At 73.8% G+C, this 20,625-nt stretch carries 18 protein-coding genes; 7 read left to right on the plus strand and 11 right to left on the minus strand.

Annotated elements, in window-relative coordinates; genetic code table 11:
• Window positions 1-190 precede the first annotated feature (190 nt).
• Entirely contained in the window at window positions 191-1,534 is a 1,344-nt protein-coding gene (locus C8E97_RS23840) for an MFS transporter (RefSeq protein WP_121007716.1), read from the plus strand.
• A 124-nt stretch (window positions 1,535-1,658) separates the two neighbouring features.
• On the opposite strand, the gene C8E97_RS23845 is transcribed toward C8E97_RS23840, so the two are convergent.
• Window positions 1,659-2,075, minus strand: a complete 417-nt coding sequence (locus tag C8E97_RS23845) for a MarR family transcriptional regulator (RefSeq protein ID WP_121007717.1) — start codon at window positions 2,073-2,075, stop codon at window positions 1,659-1,661.
• 106 nt (window positions 2,076-2,181) lie between these two features.
• Here C8E97_RS23845 and C8E97_RS23850 point away from each other — a divergent pair, with 106 nt between their 5' ends.
• From C8E97_RS23850 to C8E97_RS23875, 6 genes are all read left to right on the plus strand, one after another.
• Complete coding sequence (locus tag C8E97_RS23850; RefSeq protein WP_121007718.1) at window positions 2,182-3,249, plus strand: substrate-binding domain-containing protein; 1,068 nt, start codon at window positions 2,182-2,184, stop codon at window positions 3,247-3,249.
• 99 nt (window positions 3,250-3,348) lie between these two features.
• Window positions 3,349-3,960, plus strand: a complete 612-nt coding sequence (locus C8E97_RS23855) for an AmiS/UreI family transporter (RefSeq protein WP_121007719.1) — start codon at window positions 3,349-3,351, stop codon at window positions 3,958-3,960.
• 40 nt (window positions 3,961-4,000) lie between these two features.
• Entirely contained in the window at window positions 4,001-5,038 is a 1,038-nt protein-coding gene (locus C8E97_RS23860; protein ID WP_121007720.1) for an aliphatic amidase, read from the plus strand.
• Between the two features lie 13 nt (window positions 5,039-5,051).
• Window positions 5,052-6,050, plus strand: a complete 999-nt coding sequence (locus C8E97_RS23865; RefSeq protein ID WP_121007721.1) for an AAA family ATPase — start codon at window positions 5,052-5,054, stop codon at window positions 6,048-6,050.
• A gap of 141 nt (window positions 6,051-6,191) precedes the next feature.
• Entirely contained in the window at window positions 6,192-6,590 is a 399-nt protein-coding gene (locus tag C8E97_RS23870) for a VOC family protein (RefSeq protein ID WP_121007722.1), read from the plus strand.
• A 4-nt stretch (window positions 6,591-6,594) separates the two neighbouring features.
• On the plus strand, window positions 6,595-7,155 hold the full coding sequence (locus C8E97_RS23875) for a PadR family transcriptional regulator (RefSeq protein ID WP_121007723.1): 561 nt from the start codon (window positions 6,595-6,597) through the stop codon (window positions 7,153-7,155).
• 28 nt (window positions 7,156-7,183) lie between these two features.
• Here C8E97_RS23875 and C8E97_RS23880 read toward each other — a convergent pair whose 3' ends face one another.
• The 10 genes from C8E97_RS23880 to C8E97_RS23925 form a co-directional block, all read right to left on the minus strand.
• Complete coding sequence (locus tag C8E97_RS23880; protein WP_147455212.1) at window positions 7,184-8,482, minus strand: hypothetical protein; 1,299 nt, start codon at window positions 8,480-8,482, stop codon at window positions 7,184-7,186.
• A gap of 307 nt (window positions 8,483-8,789) precedes the next feature.
• On the minus strand, window positions 8,790-10,430 hold the full coding sequence (locus tag C8E97_RS23885; protein ID WP_246019109.1) for an amidohydrolase: 1,641 nt from the start codon (window positions 10,428-10,430) through the stop codon (window positions 8,790-8,792).
• 2 nt (window positions 10,431-10,432) lie between these two features.
• Complete coding sequence (locus C8E97_RS23890; protein WP_121007726.1) at window positions 10,433-13,486, minus strand: aminotransferase class III-fold pyridoxal phosphate-dependent enzyme; 3,054 nt, start codon at window positions 13,484-13,486, stop codon at window positions 10,433-10,435.
• Window positions 13,486-14,442 (minus strand): alcohol dehydrogenase catalytic domain-containing protein, encoded by a 957-nt coding sequence (locus tag C8E97_RS23895; protein ID WP_121007727.1) that lies wholly within the window; start codon window positions 14,440-14,442, stop codon window positions 13,486-13,488. The genes C8E97_RS23890 and C8E97_RS23895 overlap by 1 nt, the downstream gene beginning before the upstream one ends.
• 14 nt (window positions 14,443-14,456) lie before the next feature.
• Window positions 14,457-15,485, minus strand: a complete 1,029-nt coding sequence (locus C8E97_RS23900) for an extracellular solute-binding protein (RefSeq protein ID WP_121012225.1) — start codon at window positions 15,483-15,485, stop codon at window positions 14,457-14,459.
• A 2-nt stretch (window positions 15,486-15,487) separates the two neighbouring features.
• Window positions 15,488-16,531, minus strand: coding sequence for an ABC transporter ATP-binding protein (locus tag C8E97_RS23905; protein ID WP_170211975.1), 1,044 nt, complete (start codon window positions 16,529-16,531; stop codon window positions 15,488-15,490).
• Window positions 16,528-17,334 (minus strand): ABC transporter permease, encoded by an 807-nt coding sequence (locus C8E97_RS23910; protein WP_246019110.1) that lies wholly within the window; start codon window positions 17,332-17,334, stop codon window positions 16,528-16,530. Before C8E97_RS23910 ends, C8E97_RS23905 begins: the two co-directional genes overlap by 4 nt.
• Entirely contained in the window at window positions 17,327-18,223 is an 897-nt protein-coding gene (locus tag C8E97_RS23915) for an ABC transporter permease (RefSeq protein WP_246019111.1), read from the minus strand. The genes C8E97_RS23910 and C8E97_RS23915 overlap by 8 nt, the downstream gene beginning before the upstream one ends.
• Before the next feature lie 5 nt (window positions 18,224-18,228).
• Complete coding sequence (locus C8E97_RS23920; protein WP_147455213.1) at window positions 18,229-19,260, minus strand: ABC transporter substrate-binding protein; 1,032 nt, start codon at window positions 19,258-19,260, stop codon at window positions 18,229-18,231.
• A 45-nt stretch (window positions 19,261-19,305) separates the two neighbouring features.
• The gene (locus tag C8E97_RS23925) at window positions 19,306-20,619 is read right to left on the minus strand and encodes an aminotransferase family protein (RefSeq protein ID WP_246019112.1); all 1,314 of its coding nucleotides are present in this window, start codon (window positions 20,617-20,619) and stop codon (window positions 19,306-19,308) included.
• Window positions 20,620-20,625: the final 6 nt, after the last annotated feature.

Genomic DNA, 20,625 nt, shown 5'->3' on the forward strand with positions numbered 1-20,625 from the left:
GTGCACGACCCACGCCCAGCGGGTGCACGACCCACGCCCAGCGGGTGCACGACCGGACCTGTTCGGCGGGAGCGGCTGCGGCCGGACCGCTCCGGGGCCGAGGCCGGATACGATGCGAGGTCGCGCCGAGCGGTCGTCCGGAGGTGCGCGCCGACCGCTCTGGTCCATCGTCGCAACTCTTGGAGTCGCCATGACGCGATCGGCCGGAAGCATCGACAGCGAACACCGCCGGGTCGTCCTCGCCGCCATGATCGGCACGACCATCGAGTGGTTCGACTTCTTCATCTACGCCATCTGCGCCGGGCTCGTCTTCGCCGGCCAGTACTTCGCCGCGCTCGGCGAGGGCGCGCTGATCCTGTCCTTCGCGACCGTCGGGATCAGCTTCTTCTTCCGGCCCGTCGGCGCGGTCGTCGCCGGGCACCTCGGCGACCGGATCGGCAGGCGGTCCGTGCTGATCCTGACGCTGCTGCTGATGGGCGTCTCGACCGTGCTGATCGGCCTGGTGCCCACGACGGCGACGATCGGCGTCGCCGCGCCGGTCCTGCTGGTGCTGCTGCGCATCCTGCAGGGCCTGTCGGCGGGCGGCGAGTGGGGCGGCGCGGCGCTGCTCGCCGTGGAGCACGCGCCGGCCGACCGCCGCGGGCTGTACGGCGCGTTCCCGCAGATCGGCGTCCCGATCGGGTTGCTGCTGGCGAACGGCGCCTTCGCCCTGGTCGCCGCGCTCACCACGGCCGAACAGTTCCTCGCCTGGGGCTGGCGCATCCCGTTCCTGGCCGGCGTCGCGCTGATCGCGGTCGGCCTGGTGATCCGCACGAAGGTCGTGGAGAGCCCGGTCTTCGAGGAGGTGCGCCGCGCCGAGGCCCGGTCCCGCGTCCCGGTCGTCGTGCTGCTCCGGCACCACTGGCGGCTGGTCCTCGCCGGCGCGCTGGTGTTCGCGGCGAACAACGCCGTCGGCTACATGACGACCGGCGGGTACGTGCAGTCGTACGCGGTCAAGTCGCTGCACCTGGACCGCTCGACGGTGCTCGCGGCGGTGATGGTCTCCGCGCTGGCCTGGCTCGCGAGCACCCTCGTCGGCGGCCTGCTGTCCGACCGGTACGGCCGCATCCGCGTCTACCGGATCGGGTTCGCCGTCCAGCTCGCGTGGATGTTCCCTTTCTTCGCGCTGGTCGACACCGGGGACGTCGGGCTGCTCGTCCTCGCGCTAGTCCTGTTCTCCGTCGGCCTCGGCTTCACCTACGGCCCGCAGGCCGCCCTGTACGCCGAGCTGTACCCGACCGCCGTCCGGTACAGCGGCGCGGCCCTGTCCTACGCCCTCGGCGCGGTGCTCGGCGGCGCGTTCGCCCCGACCATCGCCGAGGCGCTCCAGACGAGCACCGGGACGGTGCACTCCGTCGGGGCCTACCTGGCCGCCGTCACCGTCGTCGGCCTGGTGGCCAGCTCCTTCGTGCCGGACCGCCGCGGCAGGCCGCTCGACGCGGCGGACGACCGGCCGCACGAGCCCGGACCCGCGTCGAAGACCGCCGACCCGTAGCGCGCCGGATTCCCCGGCACACCGCCCGCGCCTGCCCGTGCCGCCGTTCGCCGTCCGAGGCCACCCGCCGCCGCACTCCCGCGGCTTCCCCTCTGCGGCTTCCCCTCCGCGGCCGGAGCAGCCGTCAGGAGTCGCCGAGCCGCCCGAGCGCCGTCAGCACCTCGCCGGGCCGCCCCAGCCCGTGCAGCACCTCTTCCTCGACCTCCCCGACCAGCTCGGCGAGCCGGCGGTGCTGGGCCCGGCCGCGCGAGCTGAGGTGCACCCGGACCCGCCTGCGGTCGTCGAGGTCCACCTCGCGGTACGCGGCGGCGGCCGTGACCAGCCGGTCCACCACCCTGGTCAGGGTGGGGCCGGTGGCGAGCGTGCGCGTGGTCAGGTCGGACATGGTCAGCCCGCCCTCGGCGGCGAGCGCGTCCATCACCAGCCACTGGTCGAACGTGACGCCGCGGGGCCGGAGCACCTGCTCCACCCGTGCGGTCACGGCGCGGGCCGCTCGGGCCAGCGAGTTGCTCAGCCGGGGAGCGGCGTCGCGGACTTCCATGCACGTGTCCTCACCCTTGCGCGAGTTCCTTCCAATTGTAAGACTTCCACCTGAAACTGACTCGGTCGACGGGGAGGCGGCGGCCCGACGTCCGTTCGGAGTCCTCATGGCAACCGGCTCGGTCACCCGCGAACCCTGGCGGGTCGCGGTGGTGATCCCGCTCCAGGGTCCGGCCGGGCTGTTCGGCCCGTCCTGCGAGGCGATCACCGAACTCGCCGTGCACGAGCTGAACAGCCGCGGCGGCGTCCTCGGCCGCGAGGTCGCGGTGGAGGTCGTGGACGGCGGCGCGCCGCCGGGGCGCGTCGCCGCGACGCTGCGCGGCCTGGTGGACGCCGGCGCGGTGGACGCCGTGACGGGCTGGCACATCTCGTCGGTGCGCAACGCCCTGGTGCCCGTGCTGGCCGACCGGGTGCCGTACGTCTACACCTCGCTGTACGAGGGCGGCGAGCGCCGACCCGGCGTGTTCTGCGCGGGCGAGACGCCGGGCTGCCAGATCGCGCCCGCGCTGCGGTGGCTGCGCGACAACGTCGGCGCGCGCAGCTGGTTCGTGGTCGGCGACGACTACGTGTGGCCGCGCGGCTCCACGGCGGCGGTGCGCCGGTACGCGGCGGACCTGGGCCTGCACATCGCCGGCGAGACGTTCGTCGGCCTCGGCACGCCGGACATGGGCCGCGCCGTCGACCTGGTGCGCGACACCCCGTGCGACGGGGTGCTGATGCTGCTCGTCGGGCAGGACGCGGTGGAGTTCAACCGGCGCTTCGCGGCGCGCGGCCTGCACGAGCGGCTGGTGCGGTTCAGCCCGCTCATGGAGGAGAACATGCTCATCGCCAGCGGCGAGGCGAGCACGCGCAACCTGTTCGTCGCGGCGGGCTACTTCCGCTCGCTGGTGTCGGCCGGCGCGATGGACCTCCTCGGCTCCTACGTGCGCCTGCACGGCCCGAGCGCGCCACCGCTCAACAACGCCGCCGAGTCGTGCTACGAAGGGCTGCACGCGCTGGACCGCCTCGTGCGGCGGGCGGGCGACGTCGACCTCCGCGCGCTCAACGCGGCGATCGACGGCCTCGCCTACGAAGGTCCACGCGGGACCGTCGAGTTCCGCGGATCGCAAGCGTCGCAACACGTCCACCTCGCCGTCGCGGACGGCTACGAGTTCGACGTCGTCACCCGGCTCTGACCCCGCCCGCCGGGAAAACCTTGACGGGCGGGGCCCGCCCACTTACTTTCATCTGAAAATAGCCCACCTGAATGCATCGTGGCACAGCGGGAGGCGTCGATGAACCACGTCGGTCTGCTCTACGTCGGGGCCGTCCTGCTGGTCAACGGGCTCGTGCTGCTCGGCCGGGTGCCCGCCCGGTCCGCCGCCGCGCTGAACCTGTTCGTCGGCGCGCTCCAGTGCGTCACGCTCACGGTCCTGATCGTGCAGGCGGGCGGCGACGCCGACGCGGTCCTCGCCGCGTCCGGGCTCTACCTGTTCGGCTTCACCTACCTCTACGTCGGCGTGGCGAACCTGGCCGGCCTGGAACCCGAGGGCATCGGCTGGTTCTCGCTGTTCGTCGCGGGCTGCGCCGTGGTGTACGCCGGGATTTCCTTCTGGCGCGACGGCGACCCGGTGTTCGGCGTCATCTGGCTCGCGTGGGCGCTGCTGTGGGCGTTGTTCTTCCTCGTGCTCGGCCTGGGGGTGCGGCGGCTCACCCGGTTCACCGGCTGGACCGCCGTCCTGCTCAGCCAGACCACCTGCACCCTGCCCGCGTTCCTCGCGCTGACCGGCGGCTACCGGTCGGACCCCGGTACCGCCCTGCTGGCCGCGGCGCTCGCCGTGGTCCTCGTCGGCGTCGCCGCCGGACTCGCGCTCCGGTCGCGCGGCGCGGCGCCCTCCCCCGCCTGACCCCACAGCCGCAAGACCCGTCAACCTGAGGAGAAGACCCATGAGGCACGGCGACATCTCCGCGAGCCCCGACACCGTCGGCGTCGCGGTGGTGAACTACAAGATGCCCCGCCTGCACACCAAGGCCGAGGTCCTGGACAACGCGCGCAAGATCGCCGAGATGGTGGTCGGCATGAAGAGCGGGCTGCCCGGCATGGACCTCGTGGTGTTCCCCGAGTACTCGACGCAGGGCATCATGTACGACCCCGCCGAGATGTACGAGACGGCGGCGACGATCCCCGGCGAGGAGACCGCGATCTTCGCCGCCGCCTGCCGGGAGGCGCGCACCTGGGGCGTCTTCTCGATCACCGGCGAACGGCACGAGGAGCACCCGGACAAGCCGCCCTACAACACCCTCGTGCTCATCAACGACCGCGGCGACATCGTCCAGAAGTACCGGAAGATCCTGCCCTGGTGCCCGATCGAGGGCTGGTACCCCGGCGACACCACCTACGTCAGCGAGGGCCCGAAGGGCATGAAGATCTCGCTGATCATCTGCGACGACGGCAACTACCCCGAGATCTGGCGCGACTGCGCGATGAAGGGCGCGGAGCTGATCGTGCGCTGCCAGGGCTACATGTACCCGGCGAAGGACCAGCAGGTGCTGATGGCCAAGGCGATGGCGTGGGCGAACAACTGCTACGTCGCCGTGGCCAACGCCGCCGGGTTCGACGGCGTCTACTCCTACTTCGGCCACTCCGCGATCATCGGGTTCGACGGGCGGACGCTCGGCGAGACCGGCGAGGAGGAGTACGGCATCCAGTACGCGCAGCTGTCGCTGTCGGCGATCCGGGACGCGCGCACGCACGACCAGTCGCAGAACCACCTGTTCAAGCTGCTGCACCGCGGCTACTCGGGCGTGCACGCGGCGGGCGACGGCGACCTCGGCGTCGCGGACTGCCCGTTCGAGTTCTACAAGCTCTGGGTGACCGACGCGCAGAAGGCGCGGGAGAACGTGGAGGCCATCACGCGCGACACGGTGGGCGTCGCGGACTGCCGCGTCGGCTCGCTGCCCGTCGAGCGGACGCACGAGGCGTGAGGGGCGGCGGCCGATGCCGTACCTGACCGACAGGTTCCACGACCAGAACCGGCTCGCGGGCAACCGGGACGACACCGCGCCGCGGGCGGTGGCGGCCCGGCTGCGCGGGCGGGTGCTCGGGCAGGACGACGCGGTGGACGCGGTCGTGCGCGCGATCGCGCTGGCCCGCGCCGGCGCGCACGACCCCGGCCGCCCGCTGGCCAACCTGCTGCTGGTCGGCCCGACGGGGGTGGGCAAGACGGAATTGGTGCGGCGGGTGGCCGCCGAGCTGAGGTCCGGGCCCGACGACCTGTGCCGGGTCGACATGAGCGCGCTCGCGCAGGAGCACTACGCCGCGTCGTTCAGCGGCGCGCCGCCGGGCTACGCGGGCAGCAAGGAGGGGTTCAGCGTCTTCGACCGGTCCACTGTGGAGGGTGATCCCTACACACCGGGCGTCGTGCTGTTCGACGAGGTGGAGAAGGCGCACCCGACCGTCCTGCGCGCCCTGCTGCACGTGCTGGACACCGGTGTGCTGCGGCTGGCCAACGGGCAGCAGACCATCTCGTTCCGGAACAGCTTCGTATTCCTCACCTCGAACCTGGGCTCGGCGGAGCTGGCGCGCCGGGCCGGCCGGTGGTGGTGGCCGACCCGCCGCCGCGACGTGGTCTCGCGCGCGCTGACGGCGTTCTTCGACCCGGAGTTCCTCAACCGCATCGACGAGGTCGTGGAGTTCCGCGCGCTCGGTCCCGAGGTCGCGCTGGACATCACGCTGCTGGAGGTCGAGGCGGTGCGCCGCCGGTTGCGCGGGCGCGGTGTCCGGCTGGAGGTCGAGGACGAGGCCGTGCGGTTGATCGCGCGGCGCGGGTTCGACCCGGTGTACGGGGCGCGGGCGCTGCGGCGCTGCCTGCGGGTGGAGCTGATCGCGGTGGTGGCGGAGGAGGTGCTGCGCGTGCGGCCCGAGGGCACCGACGCGCTGCGCGTCCACGTCCGCGTCGCGGGTGACGCGCTCCTCGCGCACGCCGAGCCGGGGTGATCACCGGTGGTCCCGGCCGGGGCGGACGCCGGCCGGGACCACCCCACCCGACCGACCGGGTCTCACTGACCAAATTTGGCTAGCTGCCACTCGCGCGGTACGGTGGTGCGGTAGTCAAATTTGGCTAGTGAGGAGGCAGTGATGACGTCCGTTACGCCCTACGTGATGGTGGACGACGCGAACGCCTACGGGGAGTTCCTCAAGGGCGCGTTCGACGCCGAGGTGTCCAACGTGCTCACCCTTCCCTCGGACGCCCGGCGGGTGATGCACGCCGAGGCGCGGATCGGGACCAGCGCGGTGTTCTTCGCCGACTCCGGCGCTCACGGCGAGCGCTGCCTCAGCTCCCCGTCGGAGCCGGCGCACGTCCAGCTGTGGACCACCGTGCCGGACGCCGACGCGGTGCACGCGCGGGCGGTCGCCGCCGGCGCGCGGTCGGCCCAGGAGATCACCGAACAGGAGGACGGCAGCCGGATGGGCGGTTTCGTCGACCCGTTCGGCACGCTGTGGTGGGTCAGCACCACCCGGCCCAGCGCGGGCTGAGCGGGTGTCGGCGGTCCGGCTGCTCGTGCTCGGCGCGGTGCGGCGGCGCGGTCGGGCGCACGGCTACCAGGTGCGGGCCGACCTGGAGAGCTGGGGCGCGCACGAGTGGTCCAACGCCACCTCGGGCTCGGTCTACCACGCCCTCAAGGCCATGACGGGGCAGGGCTTGCTGGTCGGGCACGAGACGCCCAGCGAGGCCGGCGGGCCGCCCAGGGTGGAGTACGAGGTGACCGAGGAGGGCGAGCAGGCGTACCGCGCCCTGCTCCGCGACGCGCTGTCGAGCCGCGATCCCCGGCTCGACCTGCTCGCCGCCGCGGTGGGCCTGATCGAGGACCTGCCCCGCGCGGAGGCCCTCGACCTGCTGCGGCGGCGCGCCCGGGTGATGGACGAGTGGCGGGCGAGCATCGAGGAGCACCTGCCGCCCGACGCCGACCTGGACACCTGGGGTCCGGTCGGCGACGTCATCGGGCTGTGGCTGCACACCGCGCGGAGCCGGGCGGAGTGGACGCACCGCCTGGTGCGCCGACTGGAGGGAGGCGCGTACCGCATGGCGGGCGAGGGTTAGGCGAGGGGGTGCGAAGGGGGGTGAGGGGTCAGCCCTTCACTCCCCTTCGGCCCTCGGCGGCGAACGCCACGGCCGCGCCCGCCAGGAAGACCGCCTCCGGGTGCGGGACGAACAGCGGGTCGGGGCGGAGCAGCAAGCGGTACTGGTCTTGGCTCAGGAATTGCACACCCGGATCGGACGGCGACAGGAAGGCCGCACCGCAGGCGAGGAGGAACCCGATCGCGCACGCCAGGACGACGAGACTGCGCGCTCGCCACGCCCACACCACCAGCGCCGCGACGATCAGTGCCACCAGCAGGTAACCGACCACGTCGACCAGGTCCGGGCCGGCCGGGGCCCTGTCCGTCCAGCCCATCGACCACTCCACCGCGCCACCGGCGGTCACCGCGCCGCCCGTGCGGTCCTCGAACGGGTCCTCCCGCAGCAGTTCCGCGCCGAGCACCGCGGTGTACAGGCCCACTCCGACCACCAGCAGCGGGAACCAGGTGCCGGGCCGACGCGCGTGCAGGTCGTGGGCGGCCAGCACGAGCGCGGCGGCGACCGCCACGACGGCCGGGAACGGCTGGTGGCCGAACAGCGCGGCGACCGCGACCAGGGCCGTGGCGGCGGCGAGCCGACCGCTGCGCAGGACCAGCGCCGCCACGGCCAGGACACCGACGCCGACCAGCGGGCCGTAGGCCCAGAGCGTGCCGAGCGGTCCGACCACCAGCAGGGGCGCCCAGTCCGGCGCCTTCCGGTGCGGGAACAACACCACTGCGGCGGCCACCAGCACGAGTTCGGGGTGCGCGGGCGCGCCGACGTCGTCGACCAGGAACCCGACGGCGGACCACCCGTCCCGTGCCGGCTCGGGCATCAGGTACCAGGCGCAGGTCAGGTACAGCAGCGCCACGACCACCACCGCCGGGCTGCGCGCACGCCACGCCCAGGCGCACAGGCCGAGCGCGACGACCGCCGCCACGAACAGCCGCACGACCCCGGCCCCTGACCACCCCGCGTCGAACTCCAGGACCAGCGCCGACTCGAAGGCGCGGCCCATCTCCACGCTTTCGATCGTGACGACGCTCTCCAGCGGCGCGTAGGCGAAGTAGCCACCGTCCTGGAACACGCGGTCGACGCGCGGCGGGCGCCAGTCGTACCGCGTCGCCACGAACACGCCCAGACCCGTTGCCAGCACCGGGAACCACACACCCGGCCGAACCGCGTGCAGGTCGTGCGCAGCCAGCAACAGGGCCGCCGACAACGCCACAGTCACCGCGAACACCGGCGAACCGAACCAGGCCGCCACCGCGAACACGACCGCCGCAGCGATCAGACGCGGACTCCGCAACCACCCCGCCACCACAACCAGCACGGCGCTCCCGACAAGCGACGCGCCCTCCCACAACAGGCCCAACGGCCCCACAACCACCAGCGGCAACCAGACCGGCATCTCCCGCACCCCCAGGCGCACACCTTAGAAGACACCCAACACGCCCCACACCCACCCGCGCCCCACGTCGCACCCCGCGAGGCCGCGTCGGTGGTTCGTGGCGCGTTTCTTGTCGATCACGCTTTTCGATCGACAAGAAACGCCCCGCGAGCCGCCGACTAAAAGGCGGCCGAGCCGCCCGACGGAGTCGGGCCATTCAACACAATCACCCCTCGTACACCGTCCGGCCACCGACGACCGTCAACCGCGGCACCACACCGGCCAACTCCTCCGCGGGCAGGGTGGTCGGGTCGCCGTCCAGCACCACCAGGTCCGCCAGGCGACCCACGCCCAACACCCCCTTGCGGTGCTCGGCGTGCTCGAAGTACGCGGGCGCGGCGGTCCACAGCCGGATCGCCTGCTCGCGCGTCAGGCGCAGGTCGGCGGGCAGCTCCGCGAGCGGGTGCGGCGCCGCGCCGACGAACGTCGCCAGCCCGCGCCGCCAGTCCGGGAAGCACACCGGCGCGTCCGAGCTGTCCGCGACCGGCACGCCCGCCGCCAGGAGCGCGCCGGCGGGGAACGCGCGGTCCCACCGGTCCGCGCCGACGGCCGCGCTGATCGTCGCGCCGCTGTGGGACTTCATCAGCGAGCTGGTGATCACGCCGATGCGGTGCTCGGCGAGGCGGCGCGGCGTGTCGGCGTCCAGCAGCGTGCCGTGGATCAGGGCGTGCCTGGCACCCGGCCACGGGTCGCGGCCCTGCGCCCGGACGATCGCGTCCACGGCCGCGTCGGCTGCGCGGTCGCCGGTCACGTGGACCTGCACCTGGAGCCGGTTGCGGTGCGCCGTCTCGACGAGGTCGAGCAGCGCGCGGTAGCGCTCTTCGTCGTCCGCGCCCGCCGTGACGAGCGCGCCGTGGCCGCCGCCCGGATAGGGCTGGTGCAGCCAGGCCGTGCCGTGGCTGGGCACGCCGTCCGCGAACAGCTTCACGCCGCCGACGCGCAGCCAGTCGTCGCCGAGCCCGGTGGCGACGCCGGCGTGGTCGAGCATCGTCGTCAACCGCTCCACCGACGTGGACGGCGACGGCCAGTCCCAGTGCAGCAGGGCGTTGACGCGGACGGTGAGCCGGCCCTCCTGGTGCAGCACGGCGTAGTCGCGCAGCAGCTCCGGCCACACGATCGGGTCGGTGACGCTGGTGATGCCGAGCGCGTTGAGCACCTTCATCCCGGCGACGATCGCGTCCAGCCGCTCCCGCCTGGACGGCACGGGCGCGTGCCGGGTCACCAGGATGCCCGCGGACTCCAGCAGCACCCCGGTCGGCTCGCCGTCGGCGTCGCGCACGATCACGCCGCCCACCGGGTCCGGTGTGTCGCGGTCGACGCCCGCCAGGCGCAGCGCGGCGGTGTTGACCAGCACGGAGTGCCGGGACGCGTGGTGCAGGACGGTGGGCCGCGCGCCGGTGGCCCCGTCCAGCGCCGCGCGGTGCGGTCCGGGGCCGCCCGCGCGGAACTCGGCGATGTTCGCCTCCCGCCACCCCTCCCCCACCAGCCAGTCGCCGTCGCGGCGGCGGCGCGCCTCGGCCCGCAGCGCCGCCCGCAGCGCCGCGACCGAGTCGACGCCGGTGAGGTCGGCGTTGCGCCGGGACTGCCCGAACATCGCCAGGTGCAGGTGGGCGTCGTTGACGCCGGGCAGCACGGCCCGCCCCGCCAGCTCGACCACCCGCGTGCGCGGGCCGACCAGCGCGGAGACCTCGTCGTCGCCGCCGACGGCGGTGATCCGGTCGCCGGTGACCGCCAGCGCGGACGCGACCGTGAACCGCTCGTCGACCGTCACCACCCGGCCGCCGCGCAGCACCAGGTCCGCGGTCACCGTCACCACCCCGCTTCCAGGACGCGGTCCAGCGCCGCGACCAGCTCGTCCGCGTGCGCCCTGGTGAACGTCAGCGGTGGCTTCAGCTTGAGGATGTTCCAAGCCGGTCCGGTCGGGTACACCAGCACGCCCTCCTCCTTCAGCCGCTCGCAGACGACCAGCGTCTCCGCCGCCGCGGGTTCCTTGGTGCCCCGGTCGAGGACGAACTCCACGCCGCTGTAGAAGCCCTGCCCGCGCACGTCGCCGATCAGCCCGTGCCGGTCGGCCAGCGCGGCGAGCCCGTCGCGCAGGTACCGGCCGACGGTGGCCGCGTTGTCCTGCAAGCGCTCCTCCTCCAGCACGCGCAGCAGTTCCAGGCCGACCGCGCAGGCGACGGGGTTGCCGCCGTAGGTGGAGAAGAACCGGCCGGTGCGGTCGAACGCCGCGGAGATCTCCCTGGTGGTGACGAGGGCCGAGACCGGGAACCCGTTGCCCATCGCCTTGCCCATCGTCACGAAGTCCGGCACGACGCCCTGGGTCTGGAAGCCCCAGAACGCCTCGCCGAGCCGGCCGAACCCGACCTGCACCTCGTCGGCGATGGTGAACGCGCCGTGCCGCCGCGCCTCGGCGTGGATCGGCGCGAGGTAGCCGGGCGGCAGCACGACCTGCCCGCCGCCCGCCAGCAGCCCCTCGTACAGGAACGCCGCCGGCGGCCGGCCCTCGGCCGCGAGCCGGTCGAAGGTGTCGGTGACGTGGCGGGCGTACTTCGCGCCCGCGTGCGGGTCGTCGTAGCCGTACGCGCCGCGGTAGCGGTCCGGCACCGGCGTCGGGTGCGTGGTGTCCGGCTTGCCGTAGTGCTTGTACCGGGACGGGCTCACGTCCGCGACGGTCGCGGTGTAGCCGTGGTAGGCGTCGTCGATGATCACCACGTCGTCGCGGCCGGTGACGTAGCGGGCCATGCGCAGCGCGAGGTCGTTGGCCTCGCTGCCGGAGTTGAGGAAGTACACCACGTCCAGGCCGTCCGGCAGGGTGGCGGTCAGCGCCTCGGCGTACTCGGTCAGCACGTCGTAGACGAACCTGCTGTTGGTGTTGAGCCGCCGCAACTGGCGGCCGGCCGCCTCGACCAGCCTGGGGTGGCCGTGCCCGAGCAGCGTCACGTTGTTCAGCGCGTCGAGGTAGCCGCGGCCGTGCTCGTCGTAGAACCGGCAGTCCCTGGCGCGCACCATCGTGATCGGCGCGCTGAAGTACGTCGGGTGGGTGTGCGGCAGGTGCTTCCGCCTGGCCGCCAGGGTGCGCGCGGTCGACGACCGCCACGGGGACACGGCGTCCCGCGCGCCGAGCAGCGGGGTCGGGTCGGGCAGCAGCTCCTGCCAGACCGGGGCGTCCGCGGACGGCACCTCGGCGGGCACCGCGCGCCACGCGCCGACCGGCACGGCCGACACCCGCACCAGCAGGCGCGCGTCCGGGCCGACCACGCCGATCGGCTGCGCCACCCCGACCGCGTCGCCCGGTGAGACCACTGTGGACAGTCCGGTGTAGAGGGTCCAGAAGCGGACCCCGTCGGCGGGTTCGTGCCGGAGCAGGAGGTTGACGCCCGGCGGGGGCTGCTCGGCGGTACCCGCCAGCGGCGCGGACACCCGCACGCCCGCTTCGGCGAACAGGTCGAGCCCGCTGGTGACCGCGCCGCCCTCGGCGGTGAACCGCGGCTCGCCGTACCGGCCGACGACCACCGCCGGGCGCAGCGCGTCGACCACCGCCGGGCGCAGCGCGTCGATCGCCGCCGTCGAGGCGGTGAACACGGCGGCCGGGTCGCGGGGGTCGACGTCGTCGAAGACCGCGCTGCCCGCCGTGAGGTCGACCGGGACCGGCGTCGCGTCGACCAGCGGCCCGACCGGGTTGCGGGCGAGCCAGTCGCCGACGGCCACGTGCCGGGCGGGTGCGGGCAGCCCGCAGGCGTGCCGGAAGCGGGCGACGCCGAACTCGGCAGGCGTCCCGGCCAGCACCCGCACCAGGTCGGCCGCCGCCGGCGAGCGGTGCCGCGGGTCGCCGTGGCCCCGGGCGGCGTCCAGGCGGGCGGCGGTGGCGGCGACGGTGGCCGCCCGGATCGCCAGCAGCGGGTGCAGCAGCTCCACCTCGGGCCCGGTGAGCGGGCACGCCCGGTGGTAGGCGGCGACGATCGCGGCGGCCACGCGCATCGGCTCGGGCCGGCCGCGCATGGCGGCGGCGCAGAGGATCGCGAGGTCGGCGACGCGGGCCGCGCGCTGGGCGTCACCGAAGTCGATGACCCCGACCACCCGCCGGCGCGGGCCGGGCCCGACGAGCAGGTTGAACGCGTTGAGGTCGTGGTGGACCACGCCCTGCGGCAGGTCCGCGAGCGCGGCCAGCGACGGCACGTGGTCGGCCTGGATCCGGGTGATCGCCGCGCGCAGCGCCGGGTCGGCGACGGCGGGCAGGGCGTCGGCGAGCGCGGTGGCGGCGTGCGGGAACTCCCAGTAGTGAGGCGCGGGCGGTTCCGGGTGCCGCCACGCGACGGTGGCGGCGGCCAACCGGCCCGCGACCGCGCCGACGTCGGCGAGCAGTTCCGCCGACGGCGCGCCCACCTCGGCCAGGGGTGTGCCCGGCAACCAGGTGAGCAACCGGGCGACGAGGTCCGGCGCGCCGGGCACGACGACGACGTCGTCCGGGTCCGGCGCGCGACCGCTCTCCGCGCGGGTGTCCCCCCTGCCACCGCTCCGGGGACGACCGCCTTCCGCACGGCCGTTCCCGGCGCCACCGCTTCCCGCGCGGGCGGCGACCACGCGCGGCACCGGCAGGTCCGGCGCGTGCTCGGCCAGGTGCCGCAGCAGGGCGTTCTGGAACCGCACCGCGCCCAGGTCCGCCGCCGAGCACACCTTGAACACGTACTCCGCGCCCGACGCGTCCGCCACCCACAGGTTCCGGTCCGTCTCGCCGGCCAGCGGACGACTGCCCACGACGGACACCCCGAAGCAGGCGTCCAGCACCTCGCGCAGGCGGCCGTCGTCGAGCACCGGCACGCCCGCCGTGATCCGCCGGTAGCGCTCGTCGGTGGCCGACATCAGAGCACCACCACCGAGCGCGGCGCCGAGCCCGCCCGCAGCGCCTCCAGCGCGGCAGGCACGTCGGCCAACCCGATCCGGTCGTTGATCAGGCGTTCCAACCGCAGTTCCCCGGCGCGCCACGACTCGATCACGCGCGGGAAGTCCCGGCGCACGTCGCCGGAGCCGAACACCGAGCCCACCAGCCGCCGGCCGCTCGCGTACAGCTCGCGGGCGGTGAACGGCACCACCGCGGCGGCCGGCCCGGCCGGCGGCACGGCGTCGGTCGCGCCCAGCTCCACCGCCGGCTCCCGCTTGGCCGCGACGGGGTCCACCGCCGGCACCGCCGACGCGCCGGCGGCGCGGGCGGCCTGCACGACCGCCATCCCGACGCCGCCGCACCCGATCACCACCGCGCTGGACCCCGCCGCCGGCGCCGCGGTGTTGCGGACCGCGCCGACCCCGGTGGCCACCCCGCAGCTCACCAGCGCGCCGATCCCGAACGGCACCCCGTCCGGCAGCGGCACCGGGTTGTGCCGGGTCACCACGATCTCCTCGGCGAACGCGCCGCACCCCGCCTGCGCCGCCACCGGCGCGCCGTCGACCACGAACCGCGGCCGGCGGTACTCCGGTCGCGCACCATACCCGCACAGCTCCGGCTGCCCGCGCCGGCACGCCGCGCACCCGCCGCACTGCGGCACCCACGACACCATCACCCGGTCGCCCACCTCGACACCGCCCGCCTCGACACCGCCCGCCGCCGGCCCGACCGCCGGCACCTCGCCGGCGGCCTCGTGGCCGAGCACGACCGGCGGGGTCAGCCCGAGCCGGCCGGTGGCCGCCGACAGGTCGGAGCGGCACACCCCGGCGGCCCGCACCCGAGCCCGCACCAGCACGTCCGTCACGTCCACAGTGGACACCTCGTCCCGAACCGCGATCCCGTCCACCCCGTCGCGCTGCAACACCGCCGCACGCATCAAGCACCCTCCGGTCAGCTCGTCTGCCAGGCCGTCCAGGCCCGGACGACCTCGCTGTAGTTGGCGGTCCACCAGTCCGCGTCGATGAACACCCGGTCCTCGGCGTGGTCCGCGCCGAGCACGTCGATCCGCCGCTGCACGTCGTTCAGCTCGGGCGCGGCACCCGTGTTGGCCGCGCCCGCGCCGGACAGCTCGGCGAACCGCGCGCCCGGCTCCGGCCGCGAGGCGAACCGGATCAGCTCCTGCGCGAGGTCCTTGTTCCGGCTGCCCTTGGGCACCACCAGCACGTCCCACGTCACCGGCACCTTGGTCCGCACGCGCTGCCACTGCGTGCCGCCGGCCTTGAGCGTCGAGTACGCCCGCGCGCTGACCACCAGCGCCATGTCCGCCTGGTCGTCCACCATCGCCTGCTGCTGCTGACCGTAGGTCTGCGCCAGCGTCAGGTCGTGGCGGACGCGGTCGTAGACCTTCAGCGCCCGGTCGACGTCCAGCGGGTACAGCCCGTCCGGCGGCACGCCGTCGGCGAGCAGCGCGGCCTCCAACTGGCCGATGGCCGGGTCCTTGGCGTAGATCACGCGCTTGCCGGGGAACTTCGCCGGGTCGAAGAAGTCGGCGAGCGAGGTCGGCGGGTCCGCGCCGTAGGTGTTGCCGTTGTACATCAGCATGAGCCCGAACAGCGCCGTCGGCACGCCGCAGTCCGACAGCGTGCCGGGCGGGAAGCTGCCCTCCAGGTCGCCGACGTCGATCTTCTCCAGCAGCGTGCCGCAGTGCTCGCGGGCCATGAACGCGTCGGTGTCCACGACGTCCCACGTGACCCGGCCCGCGCCCACCATCGCGCGCAGCTTGGCGTTGTCCGAAGGCCCGTCCAGCGTGACCCTGACGCCGCTCTGCTTCCGGAACGGTTCCAGGAACGCCTTTTCCTGCCCCTCCTGGTAAGCGCCCTTGCCGTAGGACACGAAGGTCAGCGACCGGACCTCGCCCCCGCCGCCGCACGACGTCAGCAGCAGGGCGACGAGGGCCGCCCCGATCCAGGGTCGACGCACGTTCACCCTCCCTCGGTGGTGGCCGGCCGGGGCACGGCGGCCTGGTGGCGCGGGTGCCAGCTCACCACGATCGACTCGCCCGGCGCGGCGGGGAGCGCGGTGCCGGCCAGGCGCATCGCCGAACCCTCCGCGCCGTCGGCGAACCGCAGCCCGATCCGGTGGTGGTTGCCCACGTAGACGACCTCGGTGATCACGGCCTTGCGCTGCCGGCGGCCGTCGGGCACCGCGCCGGGCTCGGTGTGCAGCTCCAGCCGCTCGGGGCGGACCACGACCACCTCGGCGTCGTCGGCGAACACGTTGGACTCGCCGAGGAACCGGGCCACGAACAACGTGCTGGGCCGCTCGTACAGCTCGCTCGGGGTGCCGACCTGCTCGACCCGACCGTGGTTGAACACCGCGATCCGGTCCGACAGCGTCAGCGCCTCCTCCTGGTCGTGCGTGACGAACAGGAACGTCATGCCCAGCTCGCGGTGCATCCGCGCGATCTCCCGCCGGAGCTGGTCGCGCAGCTTCTTGTCCAGCGCGCCCAGCGGCTCGTCCATCAGCAGGGCGCGCGGCTGGTACACCACCGCGCGGGCCAGCGCCACCCGCTGCTGCTGGCCGCCGGACAGCTGCCGCGGCAGGCGGTCGGCGAAGTCGGCCAGCCCGACCAGGTCCAGCGCCTCCCGCACCCTGGCCGCCGTGTCCGCTTTGGACACCTTGCGCTGCTGCAACGGGAAGGCGACGTTCGCGGCCACGGTCAGGTGCGGGAACAGCGCGTACTGCTGGAACACCACCCCGAGGTCGCGCTTGTGCGGCTTGAGCCCGCTGATGTCCTCGCCGTCGACGCGGATCGAGCCGGCGGACAGCGGCGTGAAACCGGCGATCATGGACAGCGTGGTCGTCTTGCCCGAGCCCGACGGGCCCAGGAAGGTCATGAACTCGCCGGGCGCGACGTCCAGCGAGACGTCGTCCACCGCGGGCCGGGACAGGCCGGGGAACACCTTGGACACCCCGGAGATCCGGATGCCGTGACTGGTCGACGTCGCTGCGGTCGAGGGCCTCATGGTTCACTCCGGCGTCGGCGGGCGAGTTGCGGCAGCAGCAGCGCCGCGGTGGTGACCACGACGATCAGGCTGGACGCCGCGGCGATGGTGGGGTCGATCTCCAGCGTGATCGAGTCGTACATCTGCACGGGCAGCGTGCGGGTGTCCGGGGTCTGGAGGAACAGCGCGATCACGACCTCGTCCAGCGAGGTGACGAACGCGAACACGAACCCCGACGCCACACCGGGCATCAGCAGCGGCAGCGTGACCCGGCGCAGCACCGCCCAGCCGGACGCGCCCAGGCTCGCGGCGGCCACCTCCACCGTGCGGTCGTAGCCCGCCAGGCTGGTCGCCACCGACGTGACCACGAACGGCACCGCCAGCACGGTGTGCGCCAGCACGAACCCCAGCAGCGTGCCGTTGAGGTGCCAGCGCAGGAACGCGCCGTAGATCGCCACCGCGACCACGATGCCGGGCACGACCATCGGCGCCATCATGGCCGAGCGGAGCAGCTCGCGGCCGGGGTACCGGCCCCGGTCCAGCCCGATCGCGGCGGCCACCCCGAGCAGCGTGGCCAGCACCGCCGTGAGCGCCGCCACCTGCGCCGAGGTGACCACCGACGACATCCACTGCGGCGACGAGAAGAACTCCTCGTACCAGCGCAGCGACCACTCCCGCGGCGGGAACTCGAAGGTCTCGCCCGCGCCGAGGCTCATCGGGATGACCACCAGGGTCGGCGCGAGCAGCAGCGCCGCCACCCCGGCCACCCACAACCGCAGGCCCCAGCCGAGCGCGGCCGGCCGCTTCACCGGCGCGCTAGGCACGGTCCACCGCCCGGTCCAGCGCCGCGGTGGGCCGGGCGATCCGGCTCACCGCGAACAGCACCACGAGCGTCACCACCAGCAGGACCGCGCCCAGCGCGCCCGCGCCGGGGAAGTCCAGCAGGTCGCCGACCCTGGTCTCGATCACCTGCGACACCAGCGACTGCTGCGGCGTGCCCAGCAGCGCCGGTGTCACGAAGAACCCGAGCGTCACGATGAACACCAGCGAGAACCCGGACACCACGCCGGGCAGCGACAGCGGCAGGTACACCCGCGCGAAGGACTTCGGCCGGCTCGCGCCGAGGCTGGTCGCCGCGTCCATCAGCCGCAGGTCGATGGAGCTGAGGTTGCTGTACAGCGGCAGCACCATGAACGGCAGCATCACCTGCACCATCGCCACGGTGACGCCGGTGACGCTGCCGAGCAGCACCACACCGTCGAAGCCCAGGGCCGCGAAGAACCGGTCGATCAGCCCGCCGCGCTGCTCCAGCAGGTACCAGGCGAAGTTGCGCGCCATCACCGACGTCCAGAACGGCAGCAGCACCAGCACCGTCAGCACCGCCCTGGTGCGCCGGGACACCCTGGTCATCGCGTACGCGTACGGGTAGGCGACGACCAGCGCCACCAGGGCCACGACCAGCGCGGTGCGCAGGGTTCGCAGCAGCACGGTCACCGAGACGCCGTCGGTGAACAGCGCCGCGTAGTTGCCCAGGCCGGCGGTCGGCTCGGTGAAGCTGCTCCACACGATGGTGGCCAGCGGGTAGCAGAAGAACACCAGCAGCACCGCGACCGCGGGCAGCAGGGCCCACCCGGCCGCGCCGCGCCGCACCCGCTCCGGTCCGGCCGCCGGCGCGGGCCCGGTGGTCGTCGTGGTCGTCGTGGTCGCCGTCATCGGCATCACCCGGCCGTCCAGGCGGTGAACTTCCGCGTCACCGCGTCGAAGTTCCCGGCCCACCACTTCGCGTTGCCCAGCACCACGCTGTGCCGGTGCTCCGGGGAGAACGCGTCGATGCGGCGCTGCACGTCGTCGAAGGCGGGTTTGACGCCCTCGTGCACCGGCTGCACCGAGGCCAGCTCGGAGAACCGGGCGGACTGCTCGGGCCGCCCGGTGAACGCGATGAACCGCATCGCGAGGTCCCGGTTGGCGGAGCCCTTGGGCACCACCAGGTCGTTCCAGTTGACGATCGTCTTGTCCCACACCGGTTCGAAGGGCGCGCCCGCCTTGAGCGCCTGGTGCGCCCGCGCCGTGGACACCAGCGCCAGGTCCACCTGGCCGTCCACCATCGACTGCTGGACCTGCCCGTAGGTCTTGGCGAACGTGGTGACGCCCTTGATCACGTCGAGCTTGCGCAGCGCGCGGTCGACGTCGAGCGGGTACAGCCGCTCGGCCGGCACGCCGTCGGCGAGCAGCGCGTCCTCCAGCAGGCCGGCCGCGACCTCCGGCGGCACGATCCGGCGGCCGGGGAAGCGCACCGGGTCGAAGAAGTCGGCGATCCTCGTCGGCGGGTTCGCGCCGAACTTCCTCGTGTCGTACATGAAGATGATGCTGTAGTAGTACGCGGGCACCCCGCACTCGCCGACCGTCTCCGGCGGGAAGGCGGTGCGGTCGACCACCGAGAAGTCCAGCTTCTCCAGGTAGGTGCCGCAGTACTGCTCGGCCGCGGCGGCGCTGGTGTCCACCGCGTCCCACGTGACCTTCCCGGCCTCCACCATCGTCCGCAGCTTGGCCTCGTCCACCGGGCCGTCGTTGCGGAACGCGGTGCCGGTCTCGGTCGTGAACGGTTGCTGCCACGCGGTCTTCTGGTTGTCCTGGAAGGAGCTGCCGGTGGACACGAAGGTGAGCGTGGGCGTGCCCGGTCCGCTCGCGCCGCAGGCCGCCGCGAGCGCGAGGACCGAGGCGAGACATCCGGTGGTGATACTTCGACGCACGGCGACCTCCGAGGTCGGCGTTGACAAGGGGTGCCCGACGGGCGTCTAGTTCCCGACCGCGGCCACGTGCTCGCACACGAGGCGCACGAGCGCGTCCGCCTGGTCGTCGGTGATGACCAGCGGCGGCGAAATGATGACGTTGTTGCCCGCGGCGCGGACGATCAGCCCGTCCGCCCGCGCGCCGGACTGCACGCCGGAGGCGTCGCGGTCCAGCTCGATGCCGAGCATCAGCCCGACCCCGCGCACCTCGCGCACGTGGTCCAGCTCCGCCAGCGGCGCGAGCCCGGCGGCGATGCGGTCGCCGACCGCCGAGGCCCGCGCCGGCAGGCCCTCCCGCTCCAGGATGTCCAGGTTCGCCAGCGCCACCGCCGCGCCGACGGGGTGGCCGTTGTAGGTGAAGCCGTGCGGGAACCACGCGCCGTCGACGAGGTCGAGCACCCGCCGCCCGACCAGCACCGCGCCCATCGGGATGTAGCCGCTGGTCAACCCCTTCGCGGTGACGACGATGTCCGGCTCGATGCCGTAGCGCTCGGCGGCGAACCAGTGCCCGACCCGGCCGAACGCCGTCACGATCTCGTCCACGACGAGCAGGATGTCGTTGCGGCGCAGCACTTCCTGCACCCGCGGCCAGTAGTCCGGCGGTGGCGGCACCATGCCGCCGACGCCGAGCACGGGCTCGCCGATGAACGCCGCGATCCGGTCCGCGCCCAGTTCGGCGATGCGCTGCTCCAACTCGGCGACCAGCGCGTCGGTGTCGTGGTGGAGCGCGTGCGGCCTGCCCAGGAACTCGACGTCGGGCAGCAGCGGGCCGAAGCCCTGCCGGAGCCGGTCGATGCCGGTCGCGGCCAGCGAGCCGCCGCCCATGCCGTGGTAGCCGCCGGTGCGGGCCAGGATGATCGTCCGCTCCGGTCGGCCGGCGTGGTGGTGCGCCAGCCGGGCCAGCTTGATCGCGGTCTCGTTGCCCTCGGAGCCGCCGTTGGTGAAGAACACCTTCTCCAGGCCGGGCGGCGCGAGCCGCAGCAGCCGGTCGGCCAGGCGGATGGCGGGCTCGTTGGAGTAGTCGCCGAAGGAGGAGTAGAACTCCAGCCGCCGGATCTGCTCGGCGGCGGCCTCGGCCAGCTCCGCCCGCCCGTGCCCGACCGGGCACTGCCACAGGCCGCACGTGCCGTCCAGGTAGGACTTGCCGCGCACGTCCCACAGCACCGCGCCCTCGCCGCGGGTGAAGATCACCGGCTCGTCCGGCGCGCCGATCGTGGTGTGCGGGTGGATGATCGCGCGCATGTCCAGCTCGGCGAGCCGGTCCGCCCGCTCGTCGGCGTCGGCCCGGTCGCCCGGACCGGTTTCCCCCGGGGTCGTCATGTCGGT

This window comes from Saccharothrix australiensis, from assembly GCF_003634935.1.
Lineage (GTDB): Bacteria > Actinomycetota > Actinomycetes > Mycobacteriales > Pseudonocardiaceae > Actinosynnema > Actinosynnema australiense.